The 18,697-nt window shown below is 42.0% G+C and carries 27 protein-coding genes; 25 read left to right on the top strand and 2 right to left on the bottom strand.

Annotation, left to right across the window (positions count from 1 at the left end):
• The coding region (locus PSF28_RS22945; RefSeq protein ID WP_272685711.1) for a hypothetical protein at window positions 1-268 on the top strand (268 nt) is incomplete at its 5' end.
• On the opposite strand, the gene PSF28_RS22940 is transcribed toward PSF28_RS22945, so the two are convergent.
• Window positions 257-478: a hypothetical protein gene (locus PSF28_RS22940; RefSeq protein ID WP_187710583.1), complete on the bottom strand. Its 222-nt coding sequence runs from the start codon at window positions 476-478 to the stop codon at window positions 257-259. The genes PSF28_RS22945 and PSF28_RS22940 overlap by 12 nt on opposite strands.
• Before the next feature lie 165 nt (window positions 479-643).
• On the opposite strand from PSF28_RS22940, the gene PSF28_RS22935 reads away from it, so the two are divergent.
• From PSF28_RS22935 to PSF28_RS23670, 4 genes are all read left to right on the top strand, one after another.
• Entirely contained in the window at window positions 644-844 is a 201-nt protein-coding gene (locus PSF28_RS22935) for a phage holin family protein (RefSeq protein ID WP_006658152.1), read from the top strand.
• Window positions 825-1,322, top strand: a complete 498-nt coding sequence (locus tag PSF28_RS22930; RefSeq protein WP_272685710.1) for a lysozyme — start codon at window positions 825-827, stop codon at window positions 1,320-1,322. Before PSF28_RS22935 ends, PSF28_RS22930 begins: the two co-directional genes overlap by 20 nt.
• 160 nt (window positions 1,323-1,482) lie before the next feature.
• On the top strand, window positions 1,483-1,806 hold the full coding sequence (locus tag PSF28_RS22925; RefSeq protein WP_272685709.1) for a hypothetical protein: 324 nt from the start codon (window positions 1,483-1,485) through the stop codon (window positions 1,804-1,806).
• Complete coding sequence (locus PSF28_RS23670; protein WP_442958823.1) at window positions 1,736-1,966, top strand: hypothetical protein; 231 nt, start codon at window positions 1,736-1,738, stop codon at window positions 1,964-1,966. The genes PSF28_RS22925 and PSF28_RS23670 overlap by 71 nt, the downstream gene beginning before the upstream one ends.
• A 106-nt stretch (window positions 1,967-2,072) precedes the next feature.
• Here PSF28_RS23670 and PSF28_RS22920 read toward each other — a convergent pair whose 3' ends face one another.
• Window positions 2,073-2,483, bottom strand: coding sequence for a hypothetical protein (locus PSF28_RS22920; RefSeq protein WP_272685708.1), 411 nt, complete (start codon window positions 2,481-2,483; stop codon window positions 2,073-2,075).
• A 260-nt stretch (window positions 2,484-2,743) separates the two neighbouring features.
• Between PSF28_RS22920 and PSF28_RS22915 the strand changes: the two genes are divergently transcribed.
• The 20 genes from PSF28_RS22915 to PSF28_RS22820 form a co-directional block, all read left to right on the top strand.
• Window positions 2,744-3,091, top strand: a complete 348-nt coding sequence (locus PSF28_RS22915) for an HNH endonuclease (protein WP_272685707.1) — start codon at window positions 2,744-2,746, stop codon at window positions 3,089-3,091.
• A gap of 339 nt (window positions 3,092-3,430) precedes the next feature.
• A complete protein-coding gene (locus tag PSF28_RS22910; RefSeq protein ID WP_196723630.1) occupies window positions 3,431-3,949 on the top strand; it encodes a KilA-N domain-containing protein in 519 nt (172 codons plus the stop codon).
• Between the two features lie 21 nt (window positions 3,950-3,970).
• Window positions 3,971-4,465: a phage terminase small subunit P27 family gene (locus PSF28_RS22905; protein WP_004911637.1), complete on the top strand. Its 495-nt coding sequence runs from the start codon at window positions 3,971-3,973 to the stop codon at window positions 4,463-4,465.
• Window positions 4,462-6,192 carry a terminase large subunit gene (locus tag PSF28_RS22900; protein ID WP_272685706.1) on the top strand — a complete coding sequence of 577 codons (1,731 nt, stop codon included), beginning with the start codon at window positions 4,462-4,464 and terminating at the stop codon, window positions 6,190-6,192. Before PSF28_RS22905 ends, PSF28_RS22900 begins: the two co-directional genes overlap by 4 nt.
• Entirely contained in the window at window positions 6,189-6,350 is a 162-nt protein-coding gene (locus PSF28_RS22895; RefSeq protein WP_004911622.1) for a hypothetical protein, read from the top strand. Before PSF28_RS22900 ends, PSF28_RS22895 begins: the two co-directional genes overlap by 4 nt.
• Window positions 6,340-7,572, top strand: coding sequence for a phage portal protein (locus tag PSF28_RS22890; RefSeq protein ID WP_004911621.1), 1,233 nt, complete (start codon window positions 6,340-6,342; stop codon window positions 7,570-7,572). Before PSF28_RS22895 ends, PSF28_RS22890 begins: the two co-directional genes overlap by 11 nt.
• Window positions 7,562-8,167 (top strand): HK97 family phage prohead protease, encoded by a 606-nt coding sequence (locus tag PSF28_RS22885; RefSeq protein ID WP_272685705.1) that lies wholly within the window; start codon window positions 7,562-7,564, stop codon window positions 8,165-8,167. The genes PSF28_RS22890 and PSF28_RS22885 overlap by 11 nt, the downstream gene beginning before the upstream one ends.
• Window positions 8,168-8,182: 15 nt before the next feature.
• The gene (locus tag PSF28_RS22880) at window positions 8,183-9,403 is read left to right on the top strand and encodes a phage major capsid protein (protein ID WP_272685712.1); all 1,221 of its coding nucleotides are present in this window, start codon (window positions 8,183-8,185) and stop codon (window positions 9,401-9,403) included.
• A gap of 92 nt (window positions 9,404-9,495) precedes the next feature.
• The gene (locus PSF28_RS22875) at window positions 9,496-9,798 is read left to right on the top strand and encodes a head-tail connector protein (RefSeq protein ID WP_004911613.1); all 303 of its coding nucleotides are present in this window, start codon (window positions 9,496-9,498) and stop codon (window positions 9,796-9,798) included.
• Between the two features lie 8 nt (window positions 9,799-9,806).
• A complete protein-coding gene (locus PSF28_RS22870) occupies window positions 9,807-10,133 on the top strand; it encodes a phage head closure protein (RefSeq protein ID WP_140170609.1) in 327 nt (108 codons plus the stop codon).
• Window positions 10,120-10,509: a hypothetical protein gene (locus PSF28_RS22865; RefSeq protein ID WP_112308332.1), complete on the top strand. Its 390-nt coding sequence runs from the start codon at window positions 10,120-10,122 to the stop codon at window positions 10,507-10,509. Before PSF28_RS22870 ends, PSF28_RS22865 begins: the two co-directional genes overlap by 14 nt.
• Window positions 10,506-10,910: an HK97-gp10 family putative phage morphogenesis protein gene (locus PSF28_RS22860; protein ID WP_272685704.1), complete on the top strand. Its 405-nt coding sequence runs from the start codon at window positions 10,506-10,508 to the stop codon at window positions 10,908-10,910. The genes PSF28_RS22865 and PSF28_RS22860 overlap by 4 nt, the downstream gene beginning before the upstream one ends.
• Before the next feature lie 26 nt (window positions 10,911-10,936).
• Window positions 10,937-11,401 (top strand): phage tail protein, encoded by a 465-nt coding sequence (locus PSF28_RS22855; protein ID WP_140170607.1) that lies wholly within the window; start codon window positions 10,937-10,939, stop codon window positions 11,399-11,401.
• Window positions 11,401-11,748 carry a phage tail protein gene (locus PSF28_RS22850; RefSeq protein ID WP_140170606.1) on the top strand — a complete coding sequence of 116 codons (348 nt, stop codon included), beginning with the start codon at window positions 11,401-11,403 and terminating at the stop codon, window positions 11,746-11,748. Before PSF28_RS22855 ends, PSF28_RS22850 begins: the two co-directional genes overlap by 1 nt.
• Window positions 11,749-11,978: 230 nt before the next feature.
• On the top strand, window positions 11,979-15,332 hold the full coding sequence (locus PSF28_RS22845; RefSeq protein WP_272685703.1) for a phage tail tape measure protein: 3,354 nt from the start codon (window positions 11,979-11,981) through the stop codon (window positions 15,330-15,332).
• Between the two features lie 2 nt (window positions 15,333-15,334).
• Window positions 15,335-15,928, top strand: a complete 594-nt coding sequence (locus PSF28_RS22840; RefSeq protein WP_272685702.1) for a hypothetical protein — start codon at window positions 15,335-15,337, stop codon at window positions 15,926-15,928.
• Complete coding sequence (locus tag PSF28_RS22835; RefSeq protein WP_272685701.1) at window positions 15,928-16,509, top strand: hypothetical protein; 582 nt, start codon at window positions 15,928-15,930, stop codon at window positions 16,507-16,509. The genes PSF28_RS22840 and PSF28_RS22835 overlap by 1 nt, the downstream gene beginning before the upstream one ends.
• Window positions 16,510-16,546: 37 nt before the next feature.
• Window positions 16,547-16,834 carry a hypothetical protein gene (locus tag PSF28_RS22830; RefSeq protein WP_109913102.1) on the top strand — a complete coding sequence of 96 codons (288 nt, stop codon included), beginning with the start codon at window positions 16,547-16,549 and terminating at the stop codon, window positions 16,832-16,834.
• A gap of 70 nt (window positions 16,835-16,904) precedes the next feature.
• Window positions 16,905-17,303 carry a DUF6950 family protein gene (locus tag PSF28_RS22825; RefSeq protein WP_272685700.1) on the top strand — a complete coding sequence of 133 codons (399 nt, stop codon included), beginning with the start codon at window positions 16,905-16,907 and terminating at the stop codon, window positions 17,301-17,303.
• The coding region (locus PSF28_RS22820) for a phage tail protein (RefSeq protein WP_272685699.1) at window positions 17,303-18,697 on the top strand (1,395 nt) is incomplete at its 3' end. The genes PSF28_RS22825 and PSF28_RS22820, both read left to right, overlap by 1 nt.

The following is an 18,697-nucleotide window of genomic DNA, read 5'->3' as shown; positions in this document are numbered from 1 at the left end:
CATGAGTCGAAATATCAAAAAAGCACGAATTACCCGTATATCTAAAGTAAAAGAGGATCGTAGTTTAGAAGAACGAGTAACAGCATTAGAAAAACAGCTCAATGACATGCAAGCGGCAATGAGCTGTGATTTAGAAGCGTCAAAATCAACAATTTTTAGCATTCAAGCAGCAATTGAAAATAATGAAAAAGCTTTTGCTAAAGCAATCAAAGACGTTTTAGTTAACGATTTAGCTAAGGGTGGCTTACTGAAAAAATTACTTGTGTAGTAGTTTTGATCGCTCCGTGAATTTATCCTCAGCTTCTTTATGTATTTCCCGTATGGTTTTATTTTCAACACCATCAATATAAAAACGTATTTCAAGCTCACCACTACAACCATCATCGTTATTCATGTACATAGAAACGATGGCATTAGGCAAATTAAGAGACTTGTCAGTTTCTGGCAACACGGTGACGCTTTTGAATTCTAGTTTCATATTTTTCCTTACGCCGAAGTTAATCAGCCATCCCTTCGGTAAGTCACATAGGGCTGAACCTCTAACTTATCTCAAATACTGATTGAATTCATTAATCTAAATCTAGCTACTATTGCTGGTGGCTTTCTATTAACTAAACATCGGAACACTCCGCAGGGGGTGGATATGCGTATGCACGAAAAATACTCAAGCCCCTTTTCTTATGCATTAGGAGTAATCACTACAGCGGCAGGGGCATTATCTCTAGATCAATGGGCAGTACTCATCGGGATTATATGTACTGTCGCTACATTCTTGGTGAATTGGTACTACAAACGGAAAGAATTCAAATTAAGAGAGGCTAACAGTGGCAAAGATACCAAATAAAATCAAAACTGCTGCCGCTGGTGGCTTAATTGCATTGACTGTAAGCATGATTGCTTATTTTGAGGGGATGGAAACTAAACCGTATAAAGATGTAGTGAATGTCACCACGGTTTGTTTTGGGCATACGGGCTCTGACATTATTCCCACCAAAACCTATACAGAATCAGAATGTTTAGCTTTGCTTGAAAAAGACCTCAGCAAAGTCAGAAAGGGTGTAGACCCTCTAATCAAAGTTGATATTGACGATAACACCCGAGCCGCTATTTATTCCTTTGCTTACAACGTGGGCACAGGTGCTTTTGCGCGTTCTACGATGCTGAAGAAACTGAATGCAGGTGATATCGCTGGTGCTTGCAATGAATTAAAACGCTGGACTTATGCAGGGGGTAAAGAGTGGAAAGGCCTGATAACACGCAGAGAGATAGAAAAAGCCGTATGTCTTGGAAAGTTCGACTCGGCTTACTTTTATTCTTTATAGGATTCCCCGTCTACTTGGCAGCTGGCGTATATGTACTCAGAGACGATACCTGTGGTACTGACAAGATAAGCTTAGAAAAGCGGTGCCAAAAAGCCCTAGATCACTATCGAGGTAAGCAGGTGAACTTATGAAGATAGATAATTCATTCTGGCTCTTTTTAATGATCGTGCTCTTAGGCTGGTGGGCTGTAAGTGAATATGAAAGTAATGCGTTGCTAAAGGCGGATAACAGTAATAAAAGCAAAATCATTGCCAGCCAGTCGCTTCAATTCAATCGGTTTAATCAGATAGCAACAACAGCATACCGGAACGGCATTCAAGCTGATGCGAAAGCGCAGGAGAAAATCATTGAATATAAAACGATACTCAAAGCACAGTCTTCTTGTGATTATCTTGTGCCTCAGCTTGTTACTGATGGCTTGTACGAATACACCAACGAGCTACGAGAACGTGCAATGCGTACCAATACCATCGACGTTAACTAATTCTGTGGTACCGCCTTTGCCACCTGACAGTGATGGTAAGACTCTATCATTCCAAGCGTCTGTATTATGGAACAGATTATTGCTAGGAACGATAGAGAAGGCGAATGAGCAGCTTGAAGCAATACGTGAAATTGAACAAAAAAGACGTCTAATAAAATGAATATTAGTAATTTAGAGTTGGTGTTCAATACGAAATTATAAGCTATTCGTGGGGAAGCAAGCCAAGCACCAAATGATAATTAAAGGGATACTTGGCTATATTCTAGCTATTCACTTTGTGTCTTTGGCTTCAGATTTTCTTTTAAATCAATTACAAAATTGATAACAGTATTTACCGATAAGATTACCAATAAAGCAAAGTAAACACTAGGCTCAAGGGAGTTGATAAAATTGTTCATATTAAATGTTTCTTCGAAAATAGCGAAGTAATATACTGAAAAACAAGCTGTTGACATGATTATAAGTCTATTTATAGTAGCTAGTATTTTTTTTGTACTATCTGTAAACATCCATGACATATATATAATATGTGCGATAATTAAAAGTGAAGCAATAAAGCTAGAACAAACAATGCGCTGCTTTATAAAATCACAATAACCCGCTGAAAAAATAAATAGAATAATTATAGCGAGAAGCCCTATTAAATTATAATTAAATTTAGCATGAAATTTTGCCATGTTCATTTTCCTATAGTGATTAATATTTAATTATAGCTTGCTTTAATAGAACAAATATATCTAATTTAAAATTAAGGCTGAAATTATATTTATTTTGTGGTTAGTGATAAAGCTATACTAGCTTATAAAAAGCGAATTAAGATCTTCTCAGCCGAAGTAGCAAGATCCTCAGCCATCTCTTTCATTATACAAAATAAAAAATAGAGCATCATAAAAACCATCAGCTAATCACTGGTGTTTTTTTGTTTGTGGAGAACGTTATGCCACCTCGCATCCCCCGCGCATGCCGTAAACACGGTTGTAGCAAGACAACCACTGACCGTAGTGGTTATTGCCAAGATCATATAAGTACAGGATGGGAAAGCCACCAGCCCGGCAAGAGCAGACATGAACGAGGTTACGGTTCCAAGTGGGATAAGATACGGCCTCGTATCCTTCAGCGTGATAAGCACCTTTGTCAAAACTGCCTACCTCGCGCTGTAGAAGCCAAGACTGTCGACCACATCATACCTAAAGCACATGGTGGTACTGAGGATGATAGTAACTTGCAATCACTATGCTGGCCTTGCCACAAAAGGAAGACAGCAACAGAGAGATTACGCAAGTAGATGTTATATATGAATATTTATATAAATGATAATAGTTATCATCTACAGGGAGGGGCGGGTAAAATCTCTACCGCACTCGCCCTCTAGGACTGCCGCTTCAGGTGAATTTTTATAACCGCGAAAAATGAAATTAAAACTGGCTGACTGTTTAGCCTAATTTATGTATCGAAAATCACTGGCCTCGCAATTGCGGGGCTTTTTTGTATCTGCGCATTCACAGCGCACAAATTAAAAACCACAGAGCCTTACAGAAAGTCGAGCCTGAGAAATCCCGTAATGGTGTTTCTGTGGGCGGTATTTCTGTGTGAACAGGTTCGATTTTCTATAAGGATTCACACCATGAATCACCTCAAAGTAAGTATCAATGGAGTATCAGTTAGAGTTGATAGTGAGGGGCGTTATAACCTCAATGATTTGCATGCCGCGGCAGTTGCTGACGGAAAAGCAACAGAATCACAGCGGCCTGGTGTCTTTCTAAAAAGCCGCCAAGTGAAACGATTTGTTCAAGCTTTGAGCGATGCAACAAAAAGTGCATCGGTCAAAGTAATAAAAGGCGGATTAAATCAAGGTACTTGGGCTTTAGAGCTTGTTGTTATTCGATATGCCGCTTGGCTAAAACCCGAATTTGAAATTTTGGTTTATAACACTTTCCGTGATGCCGCTCGTAAAGGCCTCGATGTGTTATCGAGATTGAATAAATTGGATTACATCATTAACACTGAAACTAAAAATGTCAGTGGTTGTGCGAGAACGATGGCTAATTGGGGATCTGGTGGGCGTAAGCAGTTGTTACTTGCAGCAAGAGAGCGAATTGTTTCTGAAGCACAAATCTATTTACCGGGCATTGATGATTATTAATGCTTTATTGGAGGTTCTATTATGGCTGGCACTCCGGGCAAATCTGGTCGTCGCCCGAAGCCTACGGCCAGAAAAGAATTGGCCGGCAATCCGGGGAAACGCGCATTAAATAAAGATGAACCAGTATTCACGCCACTAAAAGGTGTGGCACCACCTGATTGGTTCACTGAGAACGAATTAGAGCTAGCCATTGTTATGTGGGATCTGACGATAAAAGAACTCTGCGGACAGGGTATTTTATGCATTACCGACCTTGCTGTGCTTGAGCGCTGGTGTGTTGCTTACCATATTTGGCGCAATGCAGTTATTGCCATCATGCGAGATGGAACTCGCTTAATAGGTGCGACGGGTGGCCCAATAAAAAACCCTGACTTAACGACAAAAAAAGAGCAGGAAAGCGAAATGGATCGTACTGGCGCAATGTTGGGTTTAGATCCGAGCAGTCGCCAGCGGTTAATTGGCATGGCAGGGCAAAAGAAACAAGATAACCCCTTTATGAGGATTATTTCATCATGAGCCGTAAATCTTACCCAAACGTCAATGCGGCAAATCAATATGCGCGTGATGTGGTTCGCGGCAAGGTTGTAGCGTGTCAGTATGTCATTGATGCTTGCCAACGACACATTGATGATATGGCCCAAGAGAAAGGGCGTAAATTCCGCTATCGGTTTGATAAAGACTTGGCTGAACAAGCCGCTAAGTTTATTCAGTTATTACCCCACACAAAGGGTGAGTGGGCGTTTAAGCGAATGCCTATTACACTCGAACCGTGGCAACTTTTTATCGTTTGTTGTGCGTTTGGCTGGGTGCAAAAAGGCACAAAACTCAGGCGTTTCCGTGAAGTTTATACTGAGATCCCCCGTAAAAATGGGAAATCGGCTATTTCTGCAGGTGTCGCATTATACTGTTTTACGTGTGATAACGAATTTGGGGCTGAGGTTTATTCCGGTGCAACAACCGAAAAGCAAGCTTGGGAAGTGTTCAGGCCTGCAAAATTAATGTGCAAGCGAACACCGTTACTCACAGAAGCATTTGGTATTGAAGTCAATGCCAAAAATATGAACCGGCCTGAAGATGGTGCTCGGTTTGAGCCACTTATCGGTGATCCGGGGGATGGTCAATCGCCACATTGCGCCATTGTCGACGAGTATCACGAACATGATACGGATTCCCTTTATACAACCATGTTAACGGGGATGGGGGCAAGGCGACAGCCGTTGATGTGGGCTATCACTACAGCAGGTTATAATATCGAGGGGCCTTGTTACGATAAACGCCGCGAAGTGATTGAAATGTTGAATGGTACGGTACCGAATGATGAATTATTTGGTGTTATTTATACCGTAGACGACGGTGACGATTGGACAGCTCCTAATACACTGAAGAAAGCTAACCCAAACATGGGTGTTTCGGTCTACAGTGATTTTCTGATTAGCCAGCAAAACAGAGCAAAAAATAACCCTCGACTTGCCAGCATCTTCAAAACAAAGCATTTAAATATCTGGGTTTCAGCACGCTCAGCGTATTTCAATATGTTGAGCTGGCGCGAGTGTGAAGATAAAACCCTGACATTAGAAATGTTTGAAGGGCAATCTTGTGTTCAATCGCTCGACTTGGCCAGAAAGTTGGATATGAACTCACGGGTTAAACTGTTTACGCGCGAAATTGACGGCAAGCGGCATTATTACTGTATCTCTCCGAGCTTTTATGTGCCTTATGATGCTGTTTTTAGTTCAGATATTGAGAATCAGCGAACCGCAGAACGGTTTAGAAAGTGGGTTGAAACAGGCCATTTGAAGCTAACTGACGGTGCTGAAATTGATTATCGCGTTATTTTAGAAGATGCCAAGGCAGATAACTTGAATAACCCGATTGATGAAAGCCCGATTGACCCTCACGGCGCAACAAACTTATCTCACCAACTGGCTGATGAGGGATTAAACCCTATCACCATTGTTCAAAACTACACAAATATGTCTGACCCGATGAAAGAGCTTGAAGCTGCGATTGCTTCGGGGCGCTTTCATCATGACGGCAACCCCATCATGACGTGGTGTATGGGGAATGTGGTGGGTAAATATTTACCGGGTAACGATGATGTCGTTAGGCCTATAAAAGAGCAAAATGAAAATAAAATTGACGGTGCTGTCGCGTTAATTATGGCTATCGGACGGGCGATGCTGCATGAAGATAGCGATTTCCTTTCCTCACTCAACCCAGACGAAGATTTACTATTCCTATGAAAAATTTATTTCTCGATATCACTGCCTTAGTCGGTTTTGGGGCGGTGATGGCAGGCTGTTATCTAAATTATGGGCTCCCCAATACATTGATGATCGGCGGTTCAACGCTGGTGGTTTATGCATTAGTGGCGGCAATGAGGGGGAAACGTGCTTCTTAATGCGCTTTTTCGTGATGATGAACTAACGAATATTGAAAATCCCTCGGTACCGATTACGGCCGACTCTATCGATACTGACGGTATATTTACGGCAGATGTGCATGTAAGCCCTGAAACATCGATGAAATTAGGGGCTGTTTACGCTTGTATTTCCGTGCTTTCTTCCTCAATTGCTCAAATGCCACTACACGTGATGCGCAAATCAGGCAATAAAGTCGAAACGGCACGTGATCATCCACTATTTTACTTGGTTCATGATGAGCCAAACGAATGGCAAACTAGCTATAAATGGCGTGAAACAAAGCATCGTCACATTTTAGGCTGGGGGAATGGCTACACACAGGTTGTCCGTAACCGTAAAGGCGAGGTCACTAACCTTGAAGCGTGTATGCCTTGGGAAACCACATTGCTCAATACAGGAGGGCGCTATACCTACGGTGTTTATAATGAACTTGGTAATTTTGCAATCAGTCCAGACGATATGATCCATATTCGTGCCTTGGGTAACAACCAGCGCATGGGGTTAAGTCCTATTGCTCAGCATGCAGAAACCATTGGTATGGGTATGAGTGGTCAGAAATATACCAGTTCGTTTTTTGGTGGGAATGCCAGACCCGCAGGGATTTTATCGGTTAAAGGCGAACTAAATAAAGATGGCTGGGCACGGATAAAAGATATGTGGCAAAAGGCAAGTGCTGCCCTCCGTAGTCAGGAGAACAAAACGATGCTCATTCCTGCAGATCTTGACTATAAAGCATTAACAGTTTCTCCTGTTGATGCTCAACTCATTGATATGCTGAAACTCAATCGTTCAATGATAGCCGGTATCTTTAATGTGCCCGCTCATATGATAAATGACCTTGAAAAAGCCACTTTCTCTAACATTTCAGAGCAAGCGATTCAGTTTGTTCGGCATTCAATCATGCCATGGACAGTGAACTGGGAGCAGGAATTAAACCGACGTTTATTTACACGACAAGAGCGCCGTGCAGGTTTCTACGTTCGATTTAATCTTGCGGGTTTATTGCGTGGTACTGCAAAGGAGCGTGCTGAGTTTTATCACTACGGTATTACTGATGGTTGGATGAGCCGAAATGAAGTGCGTGCTTTCGAAGATATGAACCCCGTTGATGGGCTGGACGAAATGTTAGTCAGCGTTAACGCTGCTCAGCCTGTGGGTAGTCAGACAGAAAAACCCAAAGGAGATAATGATGAGCAGTAATCAAGAAACACGCTGCTATGTAGGCGAAGTTAGAGCAGAACCAGGAGAGGATAATAAACCCACCCATATTATTGGACTGGGATCTGTTTTCGATTCACGTTCTGAGCTGATGTACGGGTTTAAGGAAATTATTAAACCGGGCGCTTTCGATGATGTACTTAAAGATGATGTTCGTGGGTTATTCAATCATGACCCTAACTATATTTTAGGGAGAACCGCTGCAGGTACGCTTTCGTTAAGCGTCAGTGAGCGCGGTTTGGTCTATGACATTACTGCGCCTGACACCCAAACTATCCGTGATTTAGTACTCGCTCCGATGCAGCGAGGTGATATCAATCAAAGTTCATTTGCTTTTAGAGTCGCTCGCGATGGCGAGGATTGGTACCAAGATGATGATGGCGTAATTATTCGTGAAATTCACAAGCTTTCACGCTTATTTGATGTTAGCCCCGTCACGTATCCCGCTTATCAAGATGCAGGTGCTGCAGTCCGCTCAATGGAGGCGTGGAAAGAAGCCCGTAACAGTGGTGACCTGCAAAAAGCCATCAATCAAAAATTAGCGCGTGAGCGCCTTTTAACTTTACTCAATGCATAAGGTAATACTATGACTATGAAGCTTCATGATTTAAAACAAAAACGTAACACTATCGCGACAGAAATGCGTGCAATCCATGAAAAAGTGGGTGAAAGCGTGATGACGGAAGAACAACGCGCGGAGTGGAATAGAGCCCACACTGAATTTGAAAAGTTGGATGAACAAATCAAGCGCGAAGAGCAACTCCGTTCATTAGACCAGGAGTTCGTTGACGATAACGAGCAAGAGCAGCGCAACAACCCCGAAAACGACCCAGAGGCTGCAAAAGTTGAACGCCGCAACTTGGCTTTTGATCGCTTTGTACGTAGTGGTTTTGGTGAGCTGTCGGCAGAGGAAAAGCAAGCCCTGAAAGAGCTTCGTGCTCAAGGTACGTCTCCTGATGAAAAAGGGGGGTACACAGTACCAACTCAAATGCTGAATAAAATTATTGACCAGATGAAAGCGTACGGTGGTATTGCGAGTGTCGCTCAAATCTTAAATACCTCAAATGGTCAAGATATTACGTGGTCCACTTCGGATGGTACTGAGGAAGAAGGGGAATTATTAGGCGAAAACACGGCGGCTAGTGAGCAAGATGTTGAGTTTGGCACCGCCATTTTGGGGGCGAAAAAGCTTTCGTCTAAAATTATTCGTGTTTCAAATGAGCTTCTTCAAGATAGCGGTGTAAGCATTGAAGCTTACTTAGGCAGTCGTATCGCTCAACGTATTGGTCGTGGTGAAGCTAAATATTTAGTCAAAGGTACTGGTGCGGGAACCCCGTTACAACCTAAAGGTCTGGATGCTTCCGTCACTGGCACGGTTGAGGCATCAGCGGCATTTGGCTGGAAAGACATCAATGCGTTAGCTCATAAGCTTGATCCTGCTTACCGTAATGGGCCTAAGTTCCGTTTAGCGTTCAACGATGACACATTAAAAAATCTGAAAGAAATGGAGGATGCGCAAAAGCGCCCACTTTGGTTGCCATCGATTGCCGGTGTTGCTCCTTCGACTATCTTAGGTATGCAATATGTAGTTGATCAGGCTATTGATAAAATGGAAGCGGGTAAAAAATTCATCTTCTGCGGTGACTTTGACCGATTCATTTTGCGTCGTGTGACGTACATGACCTTGAAGCGTTTAGTTGAGCGTTATGCTGAATATGACCAAACTGCGTTCTTAGCTTTCCACCGCTTTGACTGCGTACTTGAAGATACCTCAGCAATTAAAGCGTTAGTCGGTAAAGCTGCAGCAAAATAGTTTTTAGGTTGTATTTAGTCAGTCAAGTGCCGCTTAATTGCGGTTTTTTTGTACCTGCGATCTGGAATGGTCGCAGGTTTTAAGGGGGATTTATGCCATTTCCAACAATTGAAAAGCTTAAAGCCCAGTGCCGGATTGATGATGATAATTCAACAGAAGATGACTTATTGATGACGTATGCATTAGCCGCTAAAAAACGGGCTGAGAATTACATTAATAGAACGCTTTATGATGAAAATATTCCCGAAACTGATCCCGACGGTTTGTTGATATCTGATGATATTGAGTTGGCCATTATGCTTGCGGTGGGTCACTTTTATGAAAGCAGGGAAACGACGGCAATGTCGGCTGGGTTCAAAGCATTACTTGAGCCTTATCGATTCATTAATCTTTAGGTGACCGAATGAAAGCCGGTGAACTCAATAAACGTATTGCGTTATCACGGCCTGAAGAAATCAGAGACGAATTTGGTGAATCTAAGACAGAGTTAGTAAAAGTCACTGATGTATGGGCCAAAGCGGAGGCAATGTCTAACCGTAAAATTCGCACCGCAGATCAGCAACAAGTTATCGAAACCTACCATTTCACCATTCGGCCTCGTAGCGATATCAATGAGGGGTGGATAATTGCTTATCAAAAGCGCAATTTCACGGTGCGCGCATTAGATAGAAACCAGCCAGACCGTTTAATTATTACAGCGGAGGTCGATAGTCGACATGATAGAAACTGATATCAAGGCAGACTTAGAGCGACTGACGGGATTGGATGTTTACCCTGTCGCGCTTCCTTCAAATGTGCTTGAGGGCGTGACTTATCAGAAAATAAGTGACCCTAAAATGATAACCGGCCTAGCTAAAACTTCTCTTGTTCAAGCGCGATTTCAAATCACCTTTCAGATCCCTAATGACTATTCAAAAGCCTTAAAGCTTGAAAAAGTAGTGCTCAATGCATGGGAAAACATCACCCATGGCCATATTGGTCGTTATCCCGTTCAAACAGTTCAGCGAGGTAATTTTATGCAGAACCGAGAAGAACAGACGGATAAACGGGTTATTTGGCGTGTGATGCGTGATTTTATTATCACTTATCCAGAGGGGGCTGAATGAAATTTGGAGTGAATGTAACTGGGTTACGTGAACTAGGTGAGGCATTAAGTCGAGTTGAGGAGGAAATAAAAACAAAAATATTGCGTGATGCTGGGAAAAAAGCGATGGAACCAGTGTTGAAAGATATGAAGCAACATGCAGGTTTCGATGAAACAACACAGTCAGAACATATGCGTGACAGTATCAAAATTCGTTCAACAAAAAGTAAAAAACTGAATGATTCAGTATTGATTACTGTTGGCCCCTCTAAAAAACACTTCATGAAGGCATTAGCTCAAGAAATGGGAACGGTGAAGCAAGTTTCGCGCCCTTTCATACGTCCAGCACTGGATTACAACAAACAAGCCGTTCTCAATATTCTTGTAATGGAAATTAGAGACGCCTTGTATCGAATTAGATAATTAACATATTGAAATTAGGAGATATTATGGCAGATCAAAAATCTTCGCCAGAGTACGCCATGCTTCCTGCTGGCACGGTTGTTAAATGGGGAGAAGTGGGTGATCTTCCCGCTGCTTTAAAACCACTTGTGAATTGTAAAGCAATAGGCGCAACGGGTTTAACAGGTAATTTTGTTGATTGCACAACATTAATTGATAAAAACAAGCAGTTCATTTCAGATATGCCAGAAGGCCCTGAAAAAACGCTAGGGTTTATTGACGATCCGCAGAATGCAGACTTCACTGCATTCCTAAATGCGGCTCAGGGTATGAAAACCGTTCAGTTTTATATTGAATTACCCAACAAGCGTACAGCAACAATGATTTTGGCATTATCTGGTTGGGAAATGGCCGATATCAGTGCTCCAGCGAGTGAAGTTATTCAGGTTACTGTAAAAGGAAAGCAAAATAACTTGGTTTGGGGAACAGCAACAGCAGGGGGCACTAAGTAATGAAAAACTTAAAGGCAGCTTTTTTGACTCCGCGCGTTCATGTTCAAAAAGTTCAACTCCTTGGTGTTGATGTAAATATCCGTCGAATGACGGCTTCAGAGTTGCTTACTTTGGAAGAAGAAGCGGCAGAGTTAAATATGGAAGGGAAGGTCACAGAAGCCTCATTAAAAAATGTCGAAATGATTTTGTCTTGCATAGTCAGCGATGATGGCAAGGCACTTAGTAAAGATGAGTTGCCAACGGCAAAAGAATTACTCGACATCCATGACAACGCCTCACTGATTGAAGCTATTTCATTAGTTAAACGTCATTCTGTTGGCACATTGGAAGAAGCAAAAAAAAACTAACGGATACACCGTTATTAAGTTTCGCTTATGAGCTTTCTGAGCAATTAGGCGAAATAGATCCTTATCGTGTTTTAGCCTTGCCTGCCGCCACATTATTGGGGTGGCAGGCTCATTTCGAGCTCAAAACGACCCCTCAAACAAACAATAAATCATTAGAAACTCAAACGCCTGCATCATCATCAACAATAGATGAACAGTGCTCGGCCGTCATGAAAATGCTGAGGTAATACATGTCAAATTTAGCTGATCTGAAAGTCGGGTTACTGCTCAATGATGTTAGCTTTAGAACACAAATAGCAGATGCTTACCGACATGCAGGCAGTGAATCAGAGCGATTTTCACGTAAAGTTAGTGCTGATAATAAAAAATCAGAAGAATCATTTGCATCGCTATCAAAATCAATAAATAGCGTAGCTGGGAAATTGGCACTTATTTCTGGAACAGGCTTATCGTTAGGCGCAATCATCAATACAACCCGCCAATATAGCCAATCTTTATCTGATTTAGCATCAATAACTGGTGCCACAAAAGAACAAATGGTGCTATTTGATGAAGCTGCACAGGAGATGGGGCGCACCACTCAATTTTCAGCGATGCAAGGTGCTGAAGCTATTAAATTAATGGCTTCAGCTAAGCCAGATTTAATGAAAACAAGCTCAGGGTTAATTGATGTCACCAAAAGTGCATTAATTTTAGCTCAGGCATCAGGAACAACCTTGCCAGATGCAACAAGGACATTAGCATTGTCTTTAAACCAGTTTGGCGCGTCTGTTGCAGATACAGATCGTTATATTAATGTGTTAGCCGCTGGTGCTAAATATGGTTCTTCCGAAGTCAATGAAACTTCCGAGGCAATTAAGAAAAGTGGTGTATCAGCTGCAAATGCGAAAATGAGCTTCGAAGAATTAAATGCAGCGATCCAGACGCTTGCGGAGCGTGAGGTTAAAGGCTCTGATGCGGGAACTGCGCTGAGAAACATGATTTTGAAGCTAGAAGCTAGTACTGACAAAAGCCTCAAACCCTCAGTTGTTGGCCTTGGTGCCGCGCTAGAAAATTTAGGTAAGAAGAATTATTCAACAACTGCATTAACAAAATTGTTTGGTCTTGAAAATGTAAACACGGCCATGATCCTTTCTCAAAATGCCAAAAAAGTTAAAGAGTTAACTCAGGCATTAACGGGCACAGACACAGCTTATGAGCAAGCAAAAGAGAGAACGAATAATCTTAACGGAGATTTATTAGGCCTGTCGTCAGCATTTGAAGGAATGGCAATAAAAGTCGGTCAGATGTCTTCAGGGCCACTAAGAGCTGGGATCAATACAACAACAGATGCAGTAAATGCACTGGCTGGAAATTTGAACACAGTGGTGGATATTGCAGCCTACGGGCTTATTCCATTGCTTGGAGGTAGGCTTTCTAAAGGTCTGCAAGATCAAACAACTGCCTGGTATGACATACAAAAAGCATCAAGGGCAGCGTCCGTTCAGATGAGAGATACGGCCTTAAAAGGGATAGCCGATGCTAATGAGCAGTTAAAATACCTTACCCTTCAAGGGGAAAGGTTGACAGACCATGATAGAAAAATGAAAGAGTTTGATATGCAAACTCTTAATCGAGGCCGCGAACGAGATAAATTAGCTCGACTTGAGATTGAGGCAACTAACCAAAAAATAAAGTACACAAGAGAGTTAGAGGTAGCGACAAATAGATTATCTTATAGTCAGCGAGCCTTAGCAGGGACATCAACTGCACTCAGGGGGGCGTATGCAGCCATGGGTGGACCTGTTGGCGCAATCATGTTGGCAGGTTCTGCCTTATATTATTTCCATAATAAATCAATTGAAGCTCGGCAAAGCGCCCTGAGTCTAAAAGATGCAGTTGTTGAAACCACTGCAGAATTGATGAAATTATCTCAAGTGAAACTAGCTGTAAAAGTTGATGATCTTCAAGAAAGCATTAAAAATATTACCGAACAAAGAGCAATTGTTAATCGTCAGTTGGGATCATATTCTGATGTAAAAATTGCGAGACTTGAAAGACAAAACAAGGGAGTTTTTAGCTCACTCTACGAAGATCCAAAAGAGGCACTTGCAAAAAGAAATTTACTTTTAAGTCAGCTAGAGGATCTTGATAAGGCTTATGAGATTGAAAGTAATACTCTCAAAAACGCAAAGGAAGCTAGGGAGAGGTTAGCGTCAGGAGAAAAGCCTAAACAAATATTATCTACTGCGCCAGATGGTGATGGCTCCACGGGAACAAGGGAATTACCACCAAAAGGCACTTCAGGTGCAAAACAGTTAAACCAGTATCAGCAGTTACGCCGACAAATCGAAGCGGAGCATGCTGTAAGCCTAGAGAAAATTTCATTAAGTGAAACGGAAACTCTCAGAAAACTTCAAGAAAGCTATAAATCTGGAGGAATGAAGCAAGGGGAATTTGAACGATTAAAAACCCTTAACGCTGAAAACCATATGAAGCAAAGAGCCGAATTGGCTGAGAAATATTCGCCAACACGAGCTCTTATCAGAAATGAGCAAGATGCGAATAAGGAATTAAAGTCTTTATTGGATGCTCGATTATTAACGGATAAAGAATATCATCACGCCAAAATGCGTTTGGAACAAGATTCAACGAAGAATCGACTTTCAGAGCAAGCGAGGGGTATTGCTTTACCGAATATTAGCATTCTTGGCGAAATCGATCCTGTTGTTCAGTTAAAAAATCAACTGGAAGAACAAAGAGCTCTGTACGAAGCTTTTTATCAAAATGGGATTGTTAGCAAAGAGCGTTATGAGCAATTAATGACTGCGGCCAGCACCCGCTCTAAAGAGGCTCAGCTTCAAGCCAGCAAAGAGCTTTACGCGGCTCAAGGCAATTGGCAACGGATGCAAATAAATTTATTTGAATCTATTGAGCAGCGAATGGGAAATTCACTCACAGGGATGATAACAGGCTCAAAATCATTTTCGGAATCTCTTCAGGATATTTCAGCGTCCTTAGCTCAGTCTATTATTCAAGACCTTGTCAGAATTGCAATGCAGGCAATGATAACGAATGCTTTAACTGGTTTGATGGGAGGATTAGCTGGTGGAGCTGCGTCAGGTGCATCAGTTGGTGCTAGTGGTTCCGCTTCAGGAACAGGCGCGATGGGAATGCCGACAAGCTGGAAAGGATATAGTCGTGGTGGGTATACCGGTGATAAGGGAGTTAATGAAATATCTGGGGTTGTTCATGGCAAAGAATATGTATTCGATGCATGGGCAACCAAAAGTATTGGCGTGGAAAATCTTGAATCTATAAGGCGAAACGGAATAGAAAGAACAGTGAATAATGCTAGTTTTGGTGCTAGTGAATTTAAAGCTGCTGGGAAAAGAACAGGGAGTAATTCCATAGATAATAGCCAAATGAATAAGATTGAAATATATCAAAATATACAGGTTTCAGGTAATGGGGATCAGGCATTGCTAGAGGCCATGCAGCAAGCGGCTAAGTCAGGTGCTAAGCAAGGTTCTGATGATGCTATTGCAAGAATTCAGCGTGACTTTCAATCTAATGGAAATATCAGAAAAACGCTTGGGAGATAAGCATGGTGCTAACATGGCCAGAAAACGTCGCACCTTCAACGATGAGTTGGCAACTATTCAGTAATAGTCAAACTTTTACTTCTGTATTTACAGGAAGTGAACAAACGGTGCGTTTCCCCGGAAGCCACTGGCGGTGCGCTTTAACTTTTAATAATTTAACGGAAAACACCTCTAGAGAATTGGAGGTGTTAATGGCTCAGCTTGATGGAGAAAGTGGTCGAGTAAAAATAAGCAATTGGCTTAGACCCGGTTTATTAAACAAAGGGGAACCCACCGTGAGCGTAGCTAATCAAACCGGAGCTATATTGCAAACAAAAGGGTGGATTGCAAATTCTATCGTATTACGAAAAGGTGATTACATTACAGTAAGCAATGAATTGAAAATGATTACTGACAATGTGATTAGTGATAAGAGTGGCGGTGCTGTTGTTCCAATTTCACCTATTCTTCGGAGATCCCCAGCCGTTAATGAAAAAATAGAAACCGTCAGGCCTTACGGTATTTTTAAATTAACGAGTAATGATCAAGGGAGTTTTCAATATCGCCCCGGAGTTTTCTCAAGTGTAACGATAAATTTGAAGGAGGCTTTGTATTAATGTTATACCATCCTTTTTCGAATGATATGGTTAATGCGATAAATAATGGGGCCGAATTAGTTATTGCAGCAAGGCTAGAACTAAAATCAGGCACGACAAGGGCACACACAGGAATCGGTAATTTAATTATAGCGGGTGAGGTGTACCAAGGTGTGGGCTCTTTGGGGAAGATTGAACAGGTAACAGAAAATAACTCAACAAGCCCTCAACAATTAATCCTTTCTCTCTCTGGTTTTGATTCTTTACTAGTTGCGGATGTTATGAATGAACGTAGCCGCGGCAGGAATGTCAGTATCATGCTGATAGCACTGGATAAAGATGGTAAGCCAAGTTTAGCTGAAATTATTTTTGCAGGGCAAATTTCTAATATTGGTGTGTCTACTGGAAACTTAAATGAGGTTTCTGTCACTGTATCGAATCGTTTTGAGCGGTGGTCAAATGGTTTACCTGATAGATTTACCGATGAATCTTGGGTTAAAAGGCACAAGGGTGATAGGATATTTCGTTATGTTGCCCAAATGGCAGAGAGAGCCATTTATTGGGGAAGCAAAAAGGATGCACCAACTTTTGTTTACAAATAAAGCGTTATTCTATTATTAATTAATAAAGGGGAATTCAGTGAAATATATTTTTTATCTATTTATATTCTTTCCAATGTTATCTCTCGCTGACACTAATAAAAATAAAGAATATTGGTATGATGGTTGCCCTAAATATAGCGATGAAAAAATTAGCTCTTTAAGTAATAAAAGTGTTGAGTCTATTGATGAATTAGCATTGAATTATTCTGCAGAGCAACTCAAGGACAAAGAAAAAGAAATAGAGTGCAATCTTAGAAATATAAGTGAACGCAAAAAGTCCTTACTTGAAGAGTTGAAAAAAATGGACGAGCCCATTAAGAAATAAAATCTTCAAAAAATTGAATGTTACTCAGTAACCCGCTTCGGCGGGTTTTTTTATGCCCGGAGATCAGCAAATGCGACACACAAATTGGACAACTCAATTACCTGAAACCTTGCGCCAAGCTATGCAAAAACCGTTTGTTTGGGGTGAGCATGATTGCTGCTTGTTTGCTGCTGATTGTGCGATTGCGGTGTGCGGGGTTGATATCGCAGAAAAGGCTCGAGGCAGATACAAAACTAAATCAGGGGCTATGCGAGTTTTAAAATCTGAGTTCGGGGGGCTGGAAACGGGTCTATCGGGTTTCTTTCAAGAAATAGAACCCGATAAAGCGATACGTGGTGACCTTGTTATGTTTGATGGTGACGACGGAAAAACTCTTGGTGTGCTGTGGGCGAATAAAATATGGGCTGTCACTGAAGATGGCGCAAGGCCTGTTAATCATAAACCTATTAAAGCGTGGAGAGTTGAGTAATGGGTAAAGTTGTCTCTAATGTCGTCTCTGCGGGTTTAATGATCGCAGGTGTAATGGCAACCGGCGGGTTAGGTACCGCTTTAATTGTGGCTGGTATTGCGGTTCAGGCGGCTAGCACATTTATTTTCCAAGAAAAAATGCCATCAATGCGTTATCGGGATCAATCTGAACGCAAGCAAATGTTACGTTCAGCGGTGGCGCCAGAGACTGTGGTTGTTGGTAAAACAGTGTGTTCAGGTCTTCTCTTCTTTGCCGAAGAGGAAAAGGGCGATCAAACAGATGGCGAACGTTTATTTATGGCCATTGCACTTGCGGCCCACCCGATTCATAAAATTGGCCGCATTTGGTTAAATGATGATTTGATAGAAACCTTTGGCGACAAGGTCAGTTACGAGTTTCATAACGGCCGCACCACAAGTGACCCGTATTTATTGAAGCATGCGCCATCATGGAAAGATGACATGATCGGCGAAAATTTAGCGTGGTTGCGGTTAACACTGAAATACGATGCGGAAAAATTCCCTTATGGTGTGCCTAATGTCAAAGTTGAAATGTGGGGCAAAGAGGTTTTCGATCCGCGCATTGGTAAAGATGCTTGGACTGACAACGGAGTATTGATTGCGCTTGATTACTATCGCAGTTATCTAAATGTGCCTGATTTAGAACTAAATTTTGATGAATTTAAAATGGCAGCAGATTTAAGCTATGAACCAGTTGTAATCCCAGAAGGGAATACGGAACCCCGCTATACTATCAATGGCGCTTATGAGCTTTCTGAATCACCATCATCACTACTTGATCACATGCACCGGTGCATTGCTGCTGAGCCGACTTATGTTGCAGGCAAGCATGGTATTTTAATGCAGGCTTATAATGGCCCTGCAGTATTACGCATTGAACCGAATCAAATCATCGACACCGTTAACATCACACCTGAACTTGCGCTACGTGATGCAACTAATGCGATTTACGGTACCTTCGTCGATGCCGAGCAGCAATATGTTAAAACTGATTTTGAACCAGTCATTGTTGATGAATGGATTGAGGAAGATGGGTTAGAGATTAAAGAAAATATCGATTACCGCTTTGTCACTAGCCCATACCAAGCAGCACGCCTTTCTAATTTATATCTACGCAAAAAACGCGCAGGTCGTCGCATTCAATTAAAAATGGACATGGATGGTTATGCGTATCGACCAGGGGATGTTTGCTTGCTGAACTTACCACATATTGGCATACAGAACTTTGAGTGTCGTGTGGCTGAGTGGAAATTTCACCCGCAAGAGGGCGTTGATATTCTCCTCGAGGAGGATGGCGCTTATATCTATGAGGATATAATTGGTAAACCTTTTGTTCGGCCTCCATTCACTGTTTTACCCACTGGCGGCGTGGCA

Source organism: Providencia sp. PROV130, from assembly GCF_028482225.1.
Classification (GTDB): Bacteria; Pseudomonadota; Gammaproteobacteria; order Enterobacterales; family Enterobacteriaceae; genus Providencia; species Providencia rettgeri.
The sequence above is the reverse complement of the archived record's forward strand: the minus strand, read 5'-3'. Positions and strand labels throughout refer to the sequence as shown.